The sequence below is a fragment of the Tessaracoccus sp. genome, assembly GCF_016714275.1.
In the GTDB taxonomy this organism is placed as follows: domain Bacteria; phylum Actinomycetota; class Actinomycetes; order Propionibacteriales; family Propionibacteriaceae; genus Arachnia.
In genome coordinates, this window is sequence record NZ_JADJNP010000002.1 from 883927 (window position 1) to 900005 (window position 16079).

The window sequence follows — 16079 nt, forward strand, 5'->3', positions numbered from 1 at the left end:
TCGAGGAACCCGGTGCGTCGAAGCCTCTCCTGCAGCTTCGCTCCCCCGTTGACAATCAGCCGGGAGCCGACTCCGCGCAGCTCGAGGGCGTAGTCAACGACGATCTGCGCCACGCTCACGCCGAGGTCGTCGACGTCGCGCAACCGCAGGAGGACGACGGCGTTGCGGCTGTCCGCGGTGACGGCGGGAAGTTGCGTCGCGAAGGCAGTCGCGCTGGCGAAGAACAGGTTCCCGTGCGGCTGCAGGATCAGAACGTCGTCGGGCGGCACCTGCTCCGGCGGATCGAGTTCGCGCAGGTGCGGGGTTCCGATGATGAGCTGCCGCACGGTGAGCTGGTTGGCCTGATGGATGACGAAGAGCAGGATCCCGAGCACGGCGCCGATGATCACCGCGTACTGCACGGGGATCAGGACCGTGAGCACGAAGGTCGTGAGGAGCACGACGCGCTGCCGGACACCCGAACGGATCGCCAGAAGCATCTGGGCGGGGCGGATGGTGCCGACGCCGACGACGATGAGCAGCGCGGACAGCGCCGCGAATGCGACGTGGCCGACCAGCGGGCCGAGCAGGAGCACGACGATCGCCATCACCACTCCGGCGATGAACAGCGACAGCCGGGTCCGGGCGCCCGCCTGCACGTTGAGGGCCGTGGCCGACATCGATCCGCTGGACGGCATGCCGCGGAACAGACCTGAGATGACCGCGCCGATTCCCTGACCGATGAAGTCCCTCGACGGGCGGGCCGGGCGACCCGACGGGTCCGGGAACGCCGTCGCGATCCCGGCTCCCTGCACCATGGCGACGAAGGCGATGGCGGCCGCCGGGATCAGGAGCTCCCGCAGGAGGCGGAAGTCGGGCAGCACAGGGGCGGGTAACCCGCCGCCCACGCTGGCGACGTCCCCGACGACGGCGATCGGATAGCCGAGGCGCGCGAGCGCCACGGCGACACCGGATCCGACGACGATGGCAACCACGAGCCCGAGCGCGCCGAGCTTCGTGCGCTGCAGCACCACGATGAGGACAAGCGTGAGCACCCCGACGCCGAGGGTCGGGAGGTGGATCTGCCAGAAGTGGGTCAGCAGGTCGAAGGTGCGCAGCAACCGGTGCGCTCCTTCGGCGGAGTAGCCGGTGAAGTTGCTCAACTGGCCGAGCACCGTGTTCACACCGATGCCGGAGATGAACCCCACCATGACGGCGCGGGGCACGAACCTCAGCACGTTGCCGAGGCGGAGCAGGCCCGCGGCGATCATGATGGCACCCACCATGACCGAGAGCGTGTAGAGGGCGCGCTCCGGATCGGCCATGCGATGAAGCCCGGCGTCGGCGACCATGACGCCCGTCGCCCCGGTGACCTGGACCGCGAGCAGCGGCGTGCTGGTCGCCAGCGCGCCGCCGAAGGTCCCGAACATGTAGCCGTACAGGCCCGCGAGCGGGTTCACGCCCGCCAGCACCCCGAGAGCCAGGCCGTCGGGGACACTCTCGACCCCGAGGACGAGTCCTGCGACCGCGTCCTTCTTCGCCGTCTTTCGCGACGGCATGCGTTCAGCGACCCAGGACTTCGCCTTCGCCGCGATCGTCATGTGGCGCCTCCTTCGTGAGAGCCGCGGGGAGCTCTTCCGGGCGCTGCCCGCGGATCTCACGTGGATTCTCTCTCGGATCCCCCGCTATGGGGGTGAAACGGCGCGAATACCGCCAGTATCGGGGGTTGCCTCGCACCACTAGGCTGGCGCGCATGACTGCCGCCATCGAGTTCGCGCACGCCGACACCTCCCTTCGCCCCCAGGACGACCTGTTCCGTTTCATGAACGGCGCCTGGCTGCGCACCGCGCAGATCGAGCCGGATCAGTCGTCGGCGGGCGGGTTCGTGGACCTGCACAACGCCGCGGAGCGTGACGTGCGCGACCTGATCGAGGCGTGCGCGCCGGGCGGCGCGGATGACGAGGGGCGCATCGCCGCGCTGTACGGCTCGTTCATGGACGCCGACCGCGTGGAGGAGTTGGGTGCCGCGCCGCTCGCGCCGATCTTCGCGGCCATCGACGCCGTCGACTCCCCCGGCGCGCTGGCCCGGCACCTCGGGTGGTCACTGCGGCACGGCCTGAGCCCGCTCATCCACCTCGCGGAAGAGGCCGACCCCGGCGACCCCACCCGCTACGCCGCGTTCCTCGACCAGAGCGGCCTCGGCCTGCCCGACGAGGCCTACTACCGCCTCGACGAGCACGCGGAGATCCGCGAGAAGTATCGCGCGCACCTCGCCCGCGTCTTCGCGCTCGCGGGCTTCGACGACAGCGACTCCCAGGCGGAGGCGGTGTTCGACGTAGAGACGAGGATCGCCGCGCATCACTGGGACCGCGTGCGCCTGCGTGACCTCCGCGCGATGTACAACCCGATGACGCTGGCCGACGTGGTCGCCCTCTCCCCCGGCTTCGACTGGGACGCGTACCTGGACGGCGCGGGCATCGAACGCACGACGCTGGACCAGTTGATCGTGTCGCAGCCCTCGTTCGTCGAGGGCGCGGCGCCTCTGCTGACCGAACTGCCGCTGGAGGCCTGGCGCAGTTGGGCGCGATGGAAGGCCATCTCCGGCCTCTCGGGCTACCTTTCCAGCCCTTTCGTCGACGCGCGGTTCGACTTCTATGAGAAGACGCTGTCGGGCAACGAGGAGCAGCGCCCGCGCTGGAAGAGGGGCGTCGCGCTCGTCGAGGGCGTGCTGGGCGAGGCCGTCGGCCGGGCCTACGTCGCGCGGCACTTCCAGCCGGAGAAGAAGGAGGCGATGGACCGCCTTGTCGGCCGTCTGCTGGAGGCGTACCGCAACTCGATCGAGAAGCTGTCCTGGATGACGGAGGAGACCCGCGAGGAGGCGCTGCGGAAGCTGGCGCAGTTCACGCCGAAGATCGGCTATCCGGTTCGTTGGCGCGACTACTCCGCGCTCCAGCTCACCGATGACCTCATCGCCAACGTGTTGGCCGCCAACTCGTTCGAGCTCGACTGGACGCTGGGTCGCGTCGGGAAGCCCGTCGACAAGGACGAATGGCAGATGTACCCGCAGACGGTCAACGCCTACTACCACCCGCTGCGCAACGAGATCGTCTTCCCCGCGGCCATCCTGCAGCCGCCGTTCTTCAACGCCGACGCCGACGACGCCGTCAACTACGGCGCGATCGGCGCGGTGATCGGGCACGAGATCGGCCACGGCTTCGACGACAAGGGCTCGACCTGCGACGGCGATGGCCGCCTCCGCGACTGGTGGCAGCCCGCGGACCGCGAGGCGTTCGAGGCGCTCGCCGCGCGTCTGGTCGCGCAGTACGACGGCCTCTCCCCTGAAGGCGTCGACGGCACGGTCAACGGCGAGTTGACGGTGGGCGAGAACATCGGCGACCTTGGCGGCCTCGGCATCGCCTACGACGCCTGGCTCCTGGCCGGCGGCGACCCCGACGGCGAGGAGATCGACGGCTACACTCCGGCCCAGCGCCTCTTCCTCGGCTGGGCCCAGGCCTGGCGCGGCAAGCGCCGCCCCGAGGCGGCGAAGATGCTGCTCGCCGTCGATCCGCACTCCCCTGCGGAGTTCCGCTGCAACCAGATCGTCCGCAACCTCGACGCGTTCTACTCCGCGTTCGGGGTCACGGAGGACGACGGCCTCTGGCTCGCGCCCGAGGACCGCGTCACCATCTGGTGAGCCGACCCGGTCGCGCCTGCGTCTCCGCCGCTGACGGATAAGTGCGGCAAGACGGGCACTCTGCCCCAAACGGGGCCTGAAGTACCCATCTCGCTGTGTTTTTCTGTCTTTTTCATGCAGAGCGACACGTAGGCTTGCGGATGACATCCGCGAGTCGAGAGGGACGCTCAGGAATGCCAGGACCCACGATCAACCTCGCGTACGTGACCCTTGACTGCCCGGACCCGGAGGAGCTCGCCGACTTCTACTCCGTCCTCCTGGGATGGGCCAAGAACCGGATCAGCGACGAGTGGCTGGCCGTTGCGCCTCCCGAGGGCCGGTTCTCCCTCCTCTTCCAGGGGTCGAAGGACTACATCCCGCCGGCCTGGCCGTCCAAGGAGGGCAAGCAACAGCAGATGATGCACCTGGACTTCTCCGCCTCGCCGGGCGACAAGGAAGCCGTGGAACGTCACGCGGTGGCGTGCGGCGCGACGCTTTCTCCCGTGCAGCACTACCCGGAGTACACGATCTTCCTCGACCCGGTGGGGCACCCCTTCTGCATCGGCTTCGTCGACTGACCGGCGGCGCTTGCGCTACTACCGACCCAGAGCACGACATGCGCAGGATCTTGCACATCCATGAATGTGCACGTGCAATCACATCACGATGCACAGGGTGACGACGAACGGCTCGGAGTTGGGCGCTGCGCTGCGACAGCTGCGGCTCGACGCAGCGCTGACCCAGGCACAACTTGCTGACCTCGCAGGAGTATCCCTGCGTTGGGTGGTGCAGTTCGAGTCAGGGAAGACCCCGGGGGCCGAGCTGTCGAAGGTGTTCGGCGTCTTCGCCGCCGTGGGACGGGGTCTATCTCCCGCCGCGCTTCCCCAGCCTGACCAATCGGAGGCCGAACTGCTGCAACTCCTCGCGGAGCGACGGGGATGAGCGCCAAGGAGCTTGCTGTACTGCTCTACGGACGACAGGCTGGCATCCTCGAAGAGACCCGCGGAGGGCAGCATATCCTCACCTACTCAGACGACCCCGGCAGCACCCCGGTCTCGCTCTCCATGCCCCTGACACTGCGCCAACACAAGAACCGTGTTGTGCAGCCTTACCTGGACGGGCTACTTCCCGACCGGGTGGAGACCCGTGAAGCGCTCGGCCGCGAGTTCGGCGTCTCCGGCCGAAACCCGTTCGCCATCCTCAGCCACATCGGGCTCGACTGCGGGTGCCGTCCAGTTCGTCGCGCCAGGCCACGCCGCCGAGACCATCGCTCGGCCGCTTCACCACGACGGTCCAGCCTCGCACGCGGGCCTGGACGATGGCGTCGGCATCCGGGATCGGCTCGAACCCGGTGATCCGCTCGACCGTCGCAAGCCGACGACCCTCTTCACGAACGATGGGCATGGCGCTCTCCTCCTCTGCGTCGTGCATCTGCAAACGCGCTGCCATCACCAAACCAACACCGCACCGACAAAACAGCCACCCAACTCCTCCCTGTGGATAACTCGTCAATGATGCGATAACATCAGATGCATGCGCACTACATTGACGATCGATGACGACGTGCTCCTCGCCGTCAAGGAACGCGCGCGCCAGGAGGGACGTAGCGCGGGCGACGTGCTCTCTGCCCTGGCGCGACGTGAGCTCACCCGGCAGCCCGCCGCAGACGACACGCGCACGCGTAATGGCCTGCCTCTCTTGCCGCGGGCAGGCAAGGTGGTCAGCAACGACCTCGTGAACCAGCTGCGCGAGGAAGAGAACCTGTGACCACGGCGCTGCTCGACGTGAACGTTCTGATCGCGCTGCTGGATCCGAACCACACGCAGCATGGCCGGGTTCACGACTGGGCGACCGACGAGCTCGATGGCGGCTGGTCGACCTGTGCCATCACGCAGAACGGCCTCGTCCGTATCCTGAGCCAGCCGCGCTACCCGAACGCGGTCTCGACGCCAGCGGCCGTCGAGTTGCTTCGCGGCGCCACACAGCACCCAAGACACGAGTTCTGGCCCTGCGACCTACCCCTCACCGACCCCTCGATCATTCAGGAGCGCATCCTGGGGCCGAATCAGATCACCGACGTCTTCCTCTTCGCGCTCGCCGTCGCACACGGCGGGCGCTTCGTCACGCTGGACCGCCGCATCGATGCCTCGATGGTCCATGGGGCGCCGCCCGCGCACCTGGTCCTTCTCTGAAGCTCACGAGCGGGAGACAGGACATTCCCTTGTGCGGGCTGCCCGGCACGGACAAACTTGGGGGATGAGATTCAAGGTCTGGGGCATGGTCCTCGCGCTGCTGGCGGGAACCGTCGTCATCTCCTGGCAGCAGGCGCCGCGCGCGGTGGCCTGTAGCTGCGCGCTCAGCACCGCTGAGGAGTACGCCGGCTGGGCGGAACTCGTCGCCAAGGGCACCGTGGTCAAGATCGAGATCCCCGCAAACCCTCAGTCGAGCGCCGCCGACGCGACCTACACGATGGAGCTGACCGACGTCTGGAAGGGCGAGCCCGACCGGACGATCGCGGTGCGGTCCGCGATCAGCGGCGCCTCGTGCGGGATCGAGGGCATCGCCGAAGGCATGGTGATCACGGTGTTCGCCACTGACGACGGCGAGGGCTGGCACACCAACCTGTGCAGTGGCACCGGACCCGAGGGCGACGGGTACGCCCTCGCGGCGCTCGGCGAGCCGACGCCCATCCCGGGAACGGCAGAACCGAGCAGTCCAGAACCGCGGCCGACGAGCGCAGGGCCGCAACCGGCCACCAGTCCCGAGCCGAGTCCGAGCGGCGACGCCGGCGGCAGTCCCCTTCTCGAGGGGATGACCATGCCGCTGCTGATCATCGCCGCGGCGGGGTTGCTCGCCGGCGCGCTCTACTGGTTCCGAGGCTGAGTCTGAGAATTCTCTCATTCAACTCTCATCGCCTCCTCACGGACGCCGGACAGGATCGGTAGATCGACCGATGCGACGGAGGACCCGATGGAGACAACGATCGCCCTGTACTCCCACGACTCCGTGGGGCTGGGGCACGCGCGCCGCAACCGCGCTCTCGCGTTCGCGCTCGCGGAGCGGCTGCCTGAGCACACCGGGATGCCGACGCGCGGGATCCTCATCGCGGGAAGCCCCGACGTCGCCCGGGACTCCCTGCCCATCGGCTGGGACTGGCTGATCCTCCCCGGCGTCACCGCGCACGACGCCGGATACGCGCCACGATCCGTCCGCGCATCGACCACAGAGGTCATCCGGATGCGGTCGGCCACCATTCAGGCGATGCTCGGGGCGTGGCGGCCCGATCTCTTCGTCATCGACAGGCATCCCCTCGGGGTCCACGGCGAGTTGCTACCCGCCCTGCGTCATTTGCGCTCCACTGGGTGCGCGACGGTGCTCGGCCTCCGCGACGTGCTCGACGCACCGGAGGCGGCCGCGCGGGAATGGGAGCGAGTGGGCATCGTCGACCAGGTGCGTCACCACTTCGACGCGATCTGGCTGTACGGCGACCCCGCCGTCCACGACCAGCGGCGCAGCGGAGAGCTCCCGGCCAGCCTCGCCTCCATCGCCGAACCCACCGGTTACCTCGCGTCGGGACGCCCGGCCTCCGACGGCGGCACGGCAAGGGCGGGGTCCCGCACAGAGACGGACGGCCCGTACGTACTGACGGTGCTCGGCGGCGGGTCCGACGGCTACGAACTCGCCCGCCACGCCGTCGTCGCGCAGCCGCCGGCCGGGCACGAGCACATCGTCGTGACGGGGCCGCAGATGCCGGGCGCCCAGGTCCGCCTTCTGCGCTCGACGGCGCGGCCAGGGGTCCGGGTCCTCGACAGCGCCCCCGACGTTCCCGAGCTGATCGCCTCCGCGGCGGCGGTGGTGTCGATGTGCGGATACAACACGGCATGCGAAGTGCTCGCCTCCTCGGCTCCGGCGCTGATGGTGCCGCGCGTGCGGCGCCGGCAGGAGCAGCGGGTTCGCGCTCACGCACTGGCGCGGGCGGGTGCGGTCGACACCAGGTCCCTCGACACCCTCGACCCCGAGACGATCTCCCGCTGGTGGCGCCAGGCCGCGGGCCGGCCTGCGGACCGATCGCGGATCGCCCGCGACGGACTGCGCCACGCCGCGAGCTTCGCCGCTGACCTGCTCGACGCCACCTACGCCCGACAGGAGGCCCCTCATGCCGTATGAACCGTCCGCCCGACCTGGCCCGATCGGGTACGTGCTCAAGATGTATCCCCGGTTCTCGGAGACGTTCGTGGTCTCCGAGATCCTCGCCCGGGAACGGGCCGGCGAGGACATCGTCGTCTTCTCCCTGCGCCCGCCTGCCGACCCGCGCTTCCACCCGTTCCTCGCGGAGGTTCGCGCACCGGTGGTCCAGATCGGGCGCTCGGCGAGCCCACGAGGGTTCTGGCGCAGCTGGACGGAGACCCTCACGGATGAGTCCCTGGTCGGCAGCACCGCGGCGCACCTCGCTCACGCGGGCTCCGACGACGTCGAGCAGGCCCTCCTCCTGGCGAGCCAGGTCCGGCGCCTCGGCGTGCGCCATCTGCACGCGCACTTCGCCTCGGTGGCCACCACCGTCGCAAGGTTGGCCTCCCTCCTGACAGGGGTGCCGTACTCGTTCACCGCACACGCGAAGGACATCTTCCACGACGAGGTGAGCGCAGCGGACCTGCAGGAGAAGCTGAGCGACGCGCACCACGCGATCACCATCAGCGACTACAACGTCGAACACCTCCGCGACCGCTTCGGCCCATCGGCCTGCGACCGTCTTCACCTCGTGCGGAACGGGATCGAGGTGGAGCGGTTCCCGTACCGCGGCCGTCGCCCGCGGCGCGCGGTGCCGAAGCTGCTCGCGGTCGGCCGTCTTGTCGAGAAGAAGGGCTTCGCCCTCCTGATCGACGCCGTCGGCCTGCTGCGCGACCGCGGGGTCCCCTGCACGGTCGACATCGTGGGTGACGGTCCCTTGCACTCCGCCCTCGCCGCGCAGATCGACGCCGAGGAGATGGGCGACGTCGTTCACCTGGCCGGGCCGCACACCCAGGACGAGGTGCGGGAACTCCTGGCCGGACACGACCTCTTCGTGGCGCCGTTCATCGTCGCGGCCGACGGCAACGCGGACGGCCTTCCCACGGTGCTGCTTGAGGCCATGGCCTCAGGCATACCCTGCGTGGCGGCCGACGTGACCGGCGTGTCCGAGGTGGTGCGATCCGGCGAGACGGGCTGGCTGACTCCCAGCGGCGACGTGGAGGCGCTCGCCGCGGCGATCGAAGAGGCGCTCCGTTCCGGCGCGAGGCTCTCCGAGATCACCGACCGGGCGCGGGCCCTCGTCGTCGAGGACTACGACAGCGCGCGCCAGGCGCGACAGTTGCGAACGATCCTCGACAGGGTCGGCCCCGCCCTCGGCGGGGAGGTGACCGCATGAGAGTCGGCTACCTCCTGCTCGATCCGGGGATCGAGGTGTTCGGCATCAAGGGCGCGTCGGTGCACGTCCAGGAGATCGTCCGGGCCCTCCGCGAGGGCGGACACCATGTGTCGGTCTTCTGCACCCGGCGCGGTTCCCACGTGCCGGACGACCTGGGCGATCTCGACGTCAGGCATCTCCCCCTTCCGTCCGTCGCGGGTCCCGCCGAGCGGGAGAAGGAGATCGCCGCGGCCGCCGCTCGCGTGGCCGAAGCGGTGACCCGGGACGGCTTCGACCTGCTCCTCGAGCGCTACTCCTTGTTCAGCGACGCCGGCGCCCAGGCGAGGGAACGGTTCAGGGAGGCCGGCGTCGCCGTCCCCCTCGTGCTCGAGGTCAACTCGCCCCTGATCGACGAGCAGCAGACGCACCGCACCCTCGTCGACGCGTCCGCCGCGGAGCAGGCGACCGCCCGACAGCTCGACGCGGCGACAGCCGTGGTGTGCGTCAGCGAGCCGGTCGCCGCCTGGGCGGCGGCGCGTTGCGCCGCGCCTGGGCGCATTCACGTCCTCCCCAACGGGGTCAACACCGACCGGATCCGGCCGCGCCGCTCACCGCCAAGCGCGACATCAGGACCTGTCACAGTCGGATTCGCCGGAACACTGAAGCCCTGGCACGGCACCGATGTCCTGCTGCGCGCGCTCGCCCGCACGACGTCGGACCTGCGGCTCGAGATCCTCGGCACGGGTCCCGAGTTGGCCCAGTTGGTCGATCTGGCCGACGAGCTCGGGATAGCCGATCGGGTCCGGTTCCTCGGCGCGGTTGCGCCAGCAGACGTGCCGGGCATCCTGCAGGGGTTCGATCTGGCTGTTGCCCCGTACCCCGCCGGTCCGCACTACTTCTCCCCGCTGAAGGTCTACGAGTACCTCGCCGCCGGGCTCCCCGTGGTCGCCTCGGCCATCGGGACGCTGCCTGAGGTGTTGGAGCAGGGCCGGCTCGGGGAACTCGTCCCTCCCGGCGACGTAGCGGCGCTCGCGCGACGGCTCGACATGCTCGCCCGGGACCCGGCCCGGCGGGAGGCGATCGGGCGGCGCGCCCGCGAGGCGGCCGTGACGCAGCACACCTGGCGCGCGCGTTGCGAACAACTCCTCGGGGCGGTGGGGACGACATGAGCGGCACCCACGAGGTCTCGCCGCTGCGACGCACGCTGCGGCTCCTACGCCCGCACCTCCGGCAACACCTGCCGCTGATCGCGGGCGGCCTGCTCGCCCTCAGCGCCGACGTCGTTCTCCGGGTTCTCGAGCCCTGGCCGGTCAAGTTCGCCATCGACGCCGTCTCCGTCGCGCTGGGCGCGCACCTCGCCGACGCCACGGGCCTCAGCGCCGACCCCGCGACCACGCTGGTCACAGCGGCGCTCGCGATCGGCATCATCATCGCAGGCCGCGCCCTTGCGAACTACGGTGCCACCGTCGCCTTCGCCCTCACCGGCGCGCGGGTCGCGACCGAACTCCGATCCCGCGTCTTCGCCCACGTCCAGGACCTGCCGCTGCGGTACCACGGCCGCGCATCGATCGGAGACACCTCGCAGCGGCTCGTCGGCGATGTCGGCAGGTTGCAGGAGGTGGCGGTGACGGCCGGTCTCCCCCTGGTGGGCAACGTCGCCACCGTCACCGTCCTGCTCGCGGTGATGGTCATCCTCGACCCGATCCTGAGCCTCATCGTCCTCGCCACAGCCGGGCTCTATCTCCTGATCTCCCGCCTGGCGACCCCCAGAATCACTCAGGCCTCGCGCTCGACCCGCCGCGGCGAAGGGCAACTCGTGGGATCCGCTGCCGAAGCGCTCGCCGCGATCCGCGTGGTCCAGGCGTACAACCTCGAGAACACCGTCGCGAAGGACTTCGCCGACGGCAACGCGCGCGCCATGAAGGCAGGTATCAGGGCGAGGAGGCTGGCGGCGCGCCTCGAGCGGTCCACCGATGTGCTCGTGGGACTCGCCCAGGCGGTCGTCCTGGCCTTCGGCGGATATCAGGTGCTGAACGGGCGGATGACACCCGGAGACCTGGTTCTCTTCCTCATGTACCTGAAGATCGCCATGAAGCCGCTGCGCGACATGGCCAAATACACCGGACGCATCGCGCGCGCGGCCGCGAGCGGCGAACGAATCGCCGACCTGATGGACGAGACGAACGAGCTGCCCGATCCGGCGCGCCCCGTGCCGATGGGGCAGATCGAGGGCTCCGTCGACGTCGTGAACGTGCACGCCCGCGACGGTCGGGGCGAACCGCTGTTCCGCGGTCTGGACCTGCACATTCGCCCGGGTGAGAAGGTCGGTCTGCTCGGGCCGTCCGGATCCGGGAAGACCACGCTCACCTCCTACCTGCTGCGTCTCGCCGACCCTGACCATGGCACGATCCGGGTGGGCGGACACGACACGACGACGGTGCGCCGCTCCGACCTGCGCGCGCACGTCGCCGTCGTGCTGCAGGAGTCGGTGCTGTTCGCCACCACGGTCCGGGAGAACATTCGCTTCGGCCTCCCCGACGTGAGCGATGCCGAGATCGAACGCGCGTGCCGACGCGCGGGGGCCCACGACTTCGTCACGGCGCTGCCGGACGGATACGACACCGTGCTCGGACAGCGCGGCGACACGTTGTCCGGCGGCCAACGTCAGCGGCTGGCGATCGCACGCGCTCTCGTGCGCGATGCCGAGGTCGTGATCCTTGACGAGCCGACGGCCGGGCTCGACCCGGTCTCGAAGCGGCAGGTGCTCGACTCCCTCGGCGAGCTGACCGCTCAGCGAACCGCGATCGTGATCGCGCACGATCTCGAGACGCTGGGTGGTGTTGACCGCATCGTCTGGTTGGAGGATGGCCGGATCAGAGAGGATGGCAGCCCCGCGGCGCTGGCCGCGGATCCTCGGAGCACATATGCGCGGTGGCTCGCCCGGCAGCGCAGGGCATCCGCGTGATCACCCCCGACCTGCTGCGCTACTCGGGCCTCGACGAGGCCGAGCGAATCCTCGATCCTGACAGCCTTGGCACGCTCTGCGGCTTCCCCGTGATCCTGCTCCGGCTGAGGGTCAAGCCGGGCGCGAGCGTGGCGGTGGCCTGGCGGCATGCGGGCCTGCGGTCCGACGACGAGCGAGCGGAAGCACCCTCGAACCACGGCTGGGCGGCGCTGTACTCCTCGGCTGACAAGGTGCGCGGCGCGATCCGGCGCGCCGAGCGTTCCGGAGCCGCGCTCCTCGCGCATCCGAGCGCGTCTTCCGCGGTGCTCGCGGGCGGGCTGGGCTCCGACCCGCAGCTCACTCGTCCGCTCACGGTGGTGTCAGACCGCACGGCTCCGAATGAAGCGATGCGTGTGCTCGCCTACAAGCCCGCGGTCCGCGCCACGGTGCACCTTCCCCGGCGGGGCGTGGTGCTGCGGGTGGCCGGCTCCCCGATGACCCGGCTGACGAGGATCGCTCAGGCATGTGGAGATGCGTCGGTGCCGACGCTCGACGTCACGCCTTGGGGGCATCGGAACACCGTCACGGCCACCCCGCATTGGGGCGACGGCGACCTCGCGCGCACCCGGATGGCACAGGGCGCGCGGAGGGCCGGGCGCGCGATCGCCGCGCTGCACGCCGCCGATCCCGCCGCGTGGCCGGCCGCTCGCCCACTCCCCGACCTCCTTCCCGTCGCCAGGCAGCTCGTCGGCGTTCGGCCCGCGTGGGAGGAGCGTGTGCGTGCGCTGTACGAGGAGCTGAGCGCGCGGACGCCCGTCGTCCGGGGGCCGGGCGTGCCACTGCACGGCGACCTCTCCCCCGATCAGGTGCTGCACGACGAGCGGTCGATCAGGCTCATCGACTTCGACCGTGCCGCGCTCGGACCCGCGGGCGCGGACCTGGGCACATGGGAGGCCGCATGCGAGGAGCTCGGCACGCCGGAACTGGCCGAGGCGTTCCGCGCCGGCTACGGCGCCGTCCCGGCCGATGAGCGGCGCTACTGGGTGGCGCGGGCCCATTTCTCCCGGGCGCTGGAGCCGTTGAAGTCGTGTCAGGTCTCCTGGCCGGTCCAGGTGGCCGAGTGCCTCGCGCGTGCCGAGCGGGCTCTCAACCCGGCCGGTGCAAAGGAGCGAGACGAATGAGCGTCGAGATTCCCGCCGAGGTGCAGGCCGACGGCGCGTCCTTGCGTGTCCGCCGGGCCTGGCCGCTGGACGCGCACGGACTGTCGCTGGAACTCGTCGACGAGGCCGGCATCATCCGAGGAGCGCGCATCGACCGTGGAAGGGTGCGGCTGTTCCCGCCCGGCACCGATCCCCGGCTGCCGGGCTTGGCACGCGCCGTCGATGAAGGCGCGGTCGTCCTCTCGCATCGGCCGGGGCGGCGCGCCGTTCTGAGGCGAGCGGACGGCACCTTCGTGAAGGTGGTCCGGCGCGGGCGTGGAAGTGATGTCGTCGCGGCGGCCCGACGTGGTGAGCGCTTCGCCGCCACGTTCCAGGTGCCGCGGATCCTCGCCGCCGACGACGACGCCGTCACCCTCAGCGTCGTACCGGGACACGACCTCCACATGCCCGCGGCTTTCTCCCCGGACTCCTGGCAAGAGGCCTGGCACGCGGCGCTGCAGGCCTGGTTGGTGGTGACCGTGGAACCGGCTGCGGCCACGACGGCCCAGCCGCACGACCACGACGCGGAGCGGGCCGTGCTCGAGCAGTGGGCCCAACGGGCCGACGAGACCGTCCCAGACCCGCGCCGTCGGCAGGCATGCGCCGCCGCCGCACGGATGCTCGCGGAGCTCGTCGACGCCGATCGCTATGCCGTGATCCATCGCGACCTGCACGACAAGCAGCTCTTCTGGCATCCCGAGTCCGGCCCCGGCGTGATCGACTTGGACACCGTGTGCGAGGGCGACCCAGGCGTGGACCTCGGCAACCTGCGAGCCCATGCGCGTTGGCGCGCCATGCAAGGGCTATGGTCGCCGCAGGAGGCCGACGCCGTGCGCCGAGAGGTCGACGACGCGGCGCAGCAGGCCGGAATCGACCACGACCGGGTACGGGCCTACGAGTGCGCGACCGCGGCACGCCTGGCCTGCGTCTATGCCTTCCGGCCACGCTGGCGCGACGCCGCGCGTCACCTCATCTGACGCTGGGAGACTCACGGGCGGCGTAGCGCTCAACGGCGTCGATGAACGCGCGGCCGCAGTCGTCGCGGCATGGGACGAGGATGGCCGAGGCGCTGTCCAACCACAGGATCGCGATGTCGTCGGCCCTCTGGACGCGCTCGATCTTCCTCCAGGCTACGGAGTAGACCCGGCCACCGATCTCCTCGTGGAACCCGTCCCGACCGCACCACCACGCACCCGGACCGATCTTGTAGACGCCGGACTCCACGAGGCTCCGCGCCGTGAGCTTCACGATCACGAAGAGCAGCGCCGTGCTTCCCAGCGCGCCGACCGCCGCGCCGAGCACCGCCGAAAGGAGCGGCGGCAATGGGAACCAGGAGAGGCTCGCCAGCAGCAGGCCGACGACGACACCGAGCGCCAAGCCCACCACGACCGTGACGACCAGCGGCATCCACCCCGCGCGGGTGCTGTACGCCGCACGGTTCACCGTCAGGTAGTCATCGGGCGCAACCACGTCCTTGTGGCCGGCGGCGCCCGACGGCCTTTCCTCGCCGGGCGGGGGAAGCGCCTCGTCGGCTGACCTGAGCGCCCGCGCATCGAGTTCGGCGCGGAGCTCAGCCAGCCCGGGCGTGGCGCGGGGGATGAACAGCGCGAAGGAGGCGAACGCAGGAGCGTCGTCGGCAAGGCCCGCGAGCGGGACGCCGATGAAGTCGCCGACGTCGATGCTCCGGCCCAACGCAGGCCAGCGGTACACCTGCTCGGCCCCGTCCCACTGCTCGTGCAGTCCTGCGTCGTCGGCCCAGACCCTTCGCCTGCCGACCGGGAACACGCCTGCCTTCGTTGCGAACCCCACCTGCTGCCTTGGGCCGCCATACATAGCGGCTCCGGCCAGTTTGCCTTTGGGGCTCTGCGCTGCGAGGGCTGCGAAGGCGGAGAGGAAATCGTCGCGCGTGAGGGAGTAATCGATCATGTCGTGCGGTCGACGAGTTCCGCACAGACGCGGAGCAGGGCGTCCTTCGCCGGGCCATCGGGCAGCGGGGCGAGATGGGCGCGGGCGATCTCTGCGTGGCGCTCGACCTCCGCCTTCGTGCGGGCAAGGACCGGGTGGGCGCGCAAGCCCTCCAAGGCCGTGGTGAGCGCCTCGTCGGAGCTGAGGTCGCCGTCGATGAGAGCGAGAAGCTCGGCGTCGGCGGGGTTCTTCTCAGCGCGGAGCATGAGAACGGGCAGCGTCGGCACGCCCTCGCGGAGGTCGGTGCCCGGGGTCTTACCCGTGGTGGTCGAGGTGATGTCGATCAGGTCGTCGGACAGCTGGAACACCAGGCCGACCTCCTCGCCGAACGCGGCGAGCGCGTCGAGGATCTCCGGCGTCGCGCCTGCGACCATGCCGCCGAAGCGGGCCGACGCCGCGATCAGCGAGCCGGTCTTGTCCGCGATCACCTGGATGTAGTGCGCCAGAGGGTCGTCGTCCTCCCCCGGGCCCTTTGTCTCGGCGATCTGACCCTGCACGAGGCGCGAGAACGTCTCGGCCTGAAGCGAGACGTACTCGACGCCCAGCTCGGCGACCGTCGACGACGCGCGGGCGAAGAGGAAGTCGCCGACGAGGATGGCGACGGAGTTGCCCAGCAGCCGGTTCGCGGAAGGCGCGCCGCGGCGCAGGTCCGCGTCGTCCATGACGTCGTCGTGATAGAGGCTGGCGACATGCGTCAGCTCCATCACCATCGCGGCCCGCATGACGTCGTCGACATCTGCCTCACCGCCGAACTGCGAGGCGAGGAACACCAGCAACGGGCGGAAGCGCTTGCCACCGGCGTTGATGATGTGCCGAGCCGCCTCGGTCACGAACGGGGACGAGGCGACGGCGACGTCGACCAAACGCTCCTCGAACTGGTCGAGGAGCGTGGTCAACGTCTCGTCGAGCGGGGTTGCCGCCACGGCGCTACTCCTA

General features: G+C 70.2%; 15 protein-coding genes and 2 pseudogenes. 13 read left to right on the top strand and 4 right to left on the bottom strand.

The annotated features are described in order from the left end of the window. Positions 1–8: 8 nt before the first annotated feature. Positions 9–1580, bottom strand: a pseudogene (locus IPJ61_RS12785) (SulP family inorganic anion transporter); the annotation flags it as partial. Between the two features lie 152 nt (positions 1581–1732). Here IPJ61_RS12785 and IPJ61_RS12790 point away from each other — a divergent pair. From IPJ61_RS12790 to IPJ61_RS22205, 4 genes and pseudogenes are all read left to right on the top strand, one after another. Further along, on the top strand, positions 1733–3673 hold the full coding sequence (locus IPJ61_RS12790) for a M13 family metallopeptidase (protein ID WP_297107901.1): 1941 nt from the start codon (positions 1733–1735) through the stop codon (positions 3671–3673). A 173-nt stretch (positions 3674–3846) separates the two neighbouring features. Then, positions 3847–4230, top strand: coding sequence for a VOC family protein (locus IPJ61_RS12795; protein ID WP_297107902.1), 384 nt, complete (start codon positions 3847–3849; stop codon positions 4228–4230). 97 nt (positions 4231–4327) lie between these two features. Then, on the top strand, positions 4328–4594 hold the full coding sequence (locus IPJ61_RS12800; protein WP_297107903.1) for a helix-turn-helix domain-containing protein: 267 nt from the start codon (positions 4328–4330) through the stop codon (positions 4592–4594). Further along, positions 4591–4815: pseudogene (locus IPJ61_RS22205) on the top strand (HipA N-terminal domain-containing protein); the annotation flags it as partial. The gene IPJ61_RS12800 and the pseudogene IPJ61_RS22205, both read left to right, overlap by 4 nt. A gap of 37 nt (positions 4816–4852) precedes the next feature. On the opposite strand, the gene IPJ61_RS12805 reads toward IPJ61_RS22205, so the two are convergent. After that, complete coding sequence (locus IPJ61_RS12805; RefSeq protein WP_297107904.1) at positions 4853–5056, bottom strand: hypothetical protein; 204 nt, start codon at positions 5054–5056, stop codon at positions 4853–4855. Between the two features lie 129 nt (positions 5057–5185). Here IPJ61_RS12805 and IPJ61_RS12810 point away from each other — a divergent pair, with 129 nt between their 5' ends. From IPJ61_RS12810 to IPJ61_RS12850, 9 genes are all read left to right on the top strand, one after another. Further along, a complete protein-coding gene (locus IPJ61_RS12810) occupies positions 5186–5419 on the top strand; it encodes a hypothetical protein (RefSeq protein WP_297107905.1) in 234 nt (77 codons plus the stop codon). Further along, on the top strand, positions 5416–5844 hold the full coding sequence (locus IPJ61_RS12815; RefSeq protein WP_297107906.1) for a TA system VapC family ribonuclease toxin: 429 nt from the start codon (positions 5416–5418) through the stop codon (positions 5842–5844). The genes IPJ61_RS12810 and IPJ61_RS12815 overlap by 4 nt, the downstream gene beginning before the upstream one ends. A gap of 64 nt (positions 5845–5908) precedes the next feature. Next, positions 5909–6535, top strand: a complete 627-nt coding sequence (locus IPJ61_RS12820; RefSeq protein WP_297107907.1) for a hypothetical protein — start codon at positions 5909–5911, stop codon at positions 6533–6535. An 87-nt stretch (positions 6536–6622) separates the two neighbouring features. Continuing rightward, a complete protein-coding gene (locus tag IPJ61_RS12825) occupies positions 6623–7819 on the top strand; it encodes a glycosyltransferase family protein (RefSeq protein WP_297107908.1) in 1197 nt (398 codons plus the stop codon). Next, positions 7809–9056, top strand: coding sequence for a glycosyltransferase family 4 protein (locus tag IPJ61_RS12830; protein ID WP_297107909.1), 1248 nt, complete (start codon positions 7809–7811; stop codon positions 9054–9056). The genes IPJ61_RS12825 and IPJ61_RS12830 overlap by 11 nt, the downstream gene beginning before the upstream one ends. Then, on the top strand, positions 9053–10204 hold the full coding sequence (locus IPJ61_RS12835; protein ID WP_297107911.1) for a glycosyltransferase family 4 protein: 1152 nt from the start codon (positions 9053–9055) through the stop codon (positions 10202–10204). The genes IPJ61_RS12830 and IPJ61_RS12835 overlap by 4 nt, the downstream gene beginning before the upstream one ends. Then, positions 10201–12000, top strand: a complete 1800-nt coding sequence (locus IPJ61_RS12840) for an ABC transporter ATP-binding protein (protein WP_297107913.1) — start codon at positions 10201–10203, stop codon at positions 11998–12000. Before IPJ61_RS12835 ends, IPJ61_RS12840 begins: the two co-directional genes overlap by 4 nt. Beyond that, on the top strand, positions 11967–13160 hold the full coding sequence (locus tag IPJ61_RS12845; protein ID WP_297107915.1) for a phosphotransferase family protein: 1194 nt from the start codon (positions 11967–11969) through the stop codon (positions 13158–13160). Before IPJ61_RS12840 ends, IPJ61_RS12845 begins: the two co-directional genes overlap by 34 nt. Continuing rightward, the gene (locus IPJ61_RS12850) at positions 13157–14155 is read left to right on the top strand and encodes a phosphotransferase (RefSeq protein ID WP_297107917.1); all 999 of its coding nucleotides are present in this window, start codon (positions 13157–13159) and stop codon (positions 14153–14155) included. Before IPJ61_RS12845 ends, IPJ61_RS12850 begins: the two co-directional genes overlap by 4 nt. Here the strand turns inward: IPJ61_RS12850 and IPJ61_RS12855 are convergent. Together IPJ61_RS12855 and IPJ61_RS12860 are read right to left on the bottom strand one after the other, a co-directional pair. Continuing rightward, complete coding sequence (locus IPJ61_RS12855) at positions 14148–15104, bottom strand: hypothetical protein (RefSeq protein ID WP_297107920.1); 957 nt, start codon at positions 15102–15104, stop codon at positions 14148–14150. The genes IPJ61_RS12850 and IPJ61_RS12855 overlap by 8 nt on opposite strands. After that, positions 15101–16066, bottom strand: a complete 966-nt coding sequence (locus IPJ61_RS12860; RefSeq protein ID WP_459251285.1) for a polyprenyl synthetase family protein — start codon at positions 16064–16066, stop codon at positions 15101–15103. Before IPJ61_RS12860 ends, IPJ61_RS12855 begins: the two co-directional genes overlap by 4 nt. Positions 16067–16079: the final 13 nt, after the last annotated feature.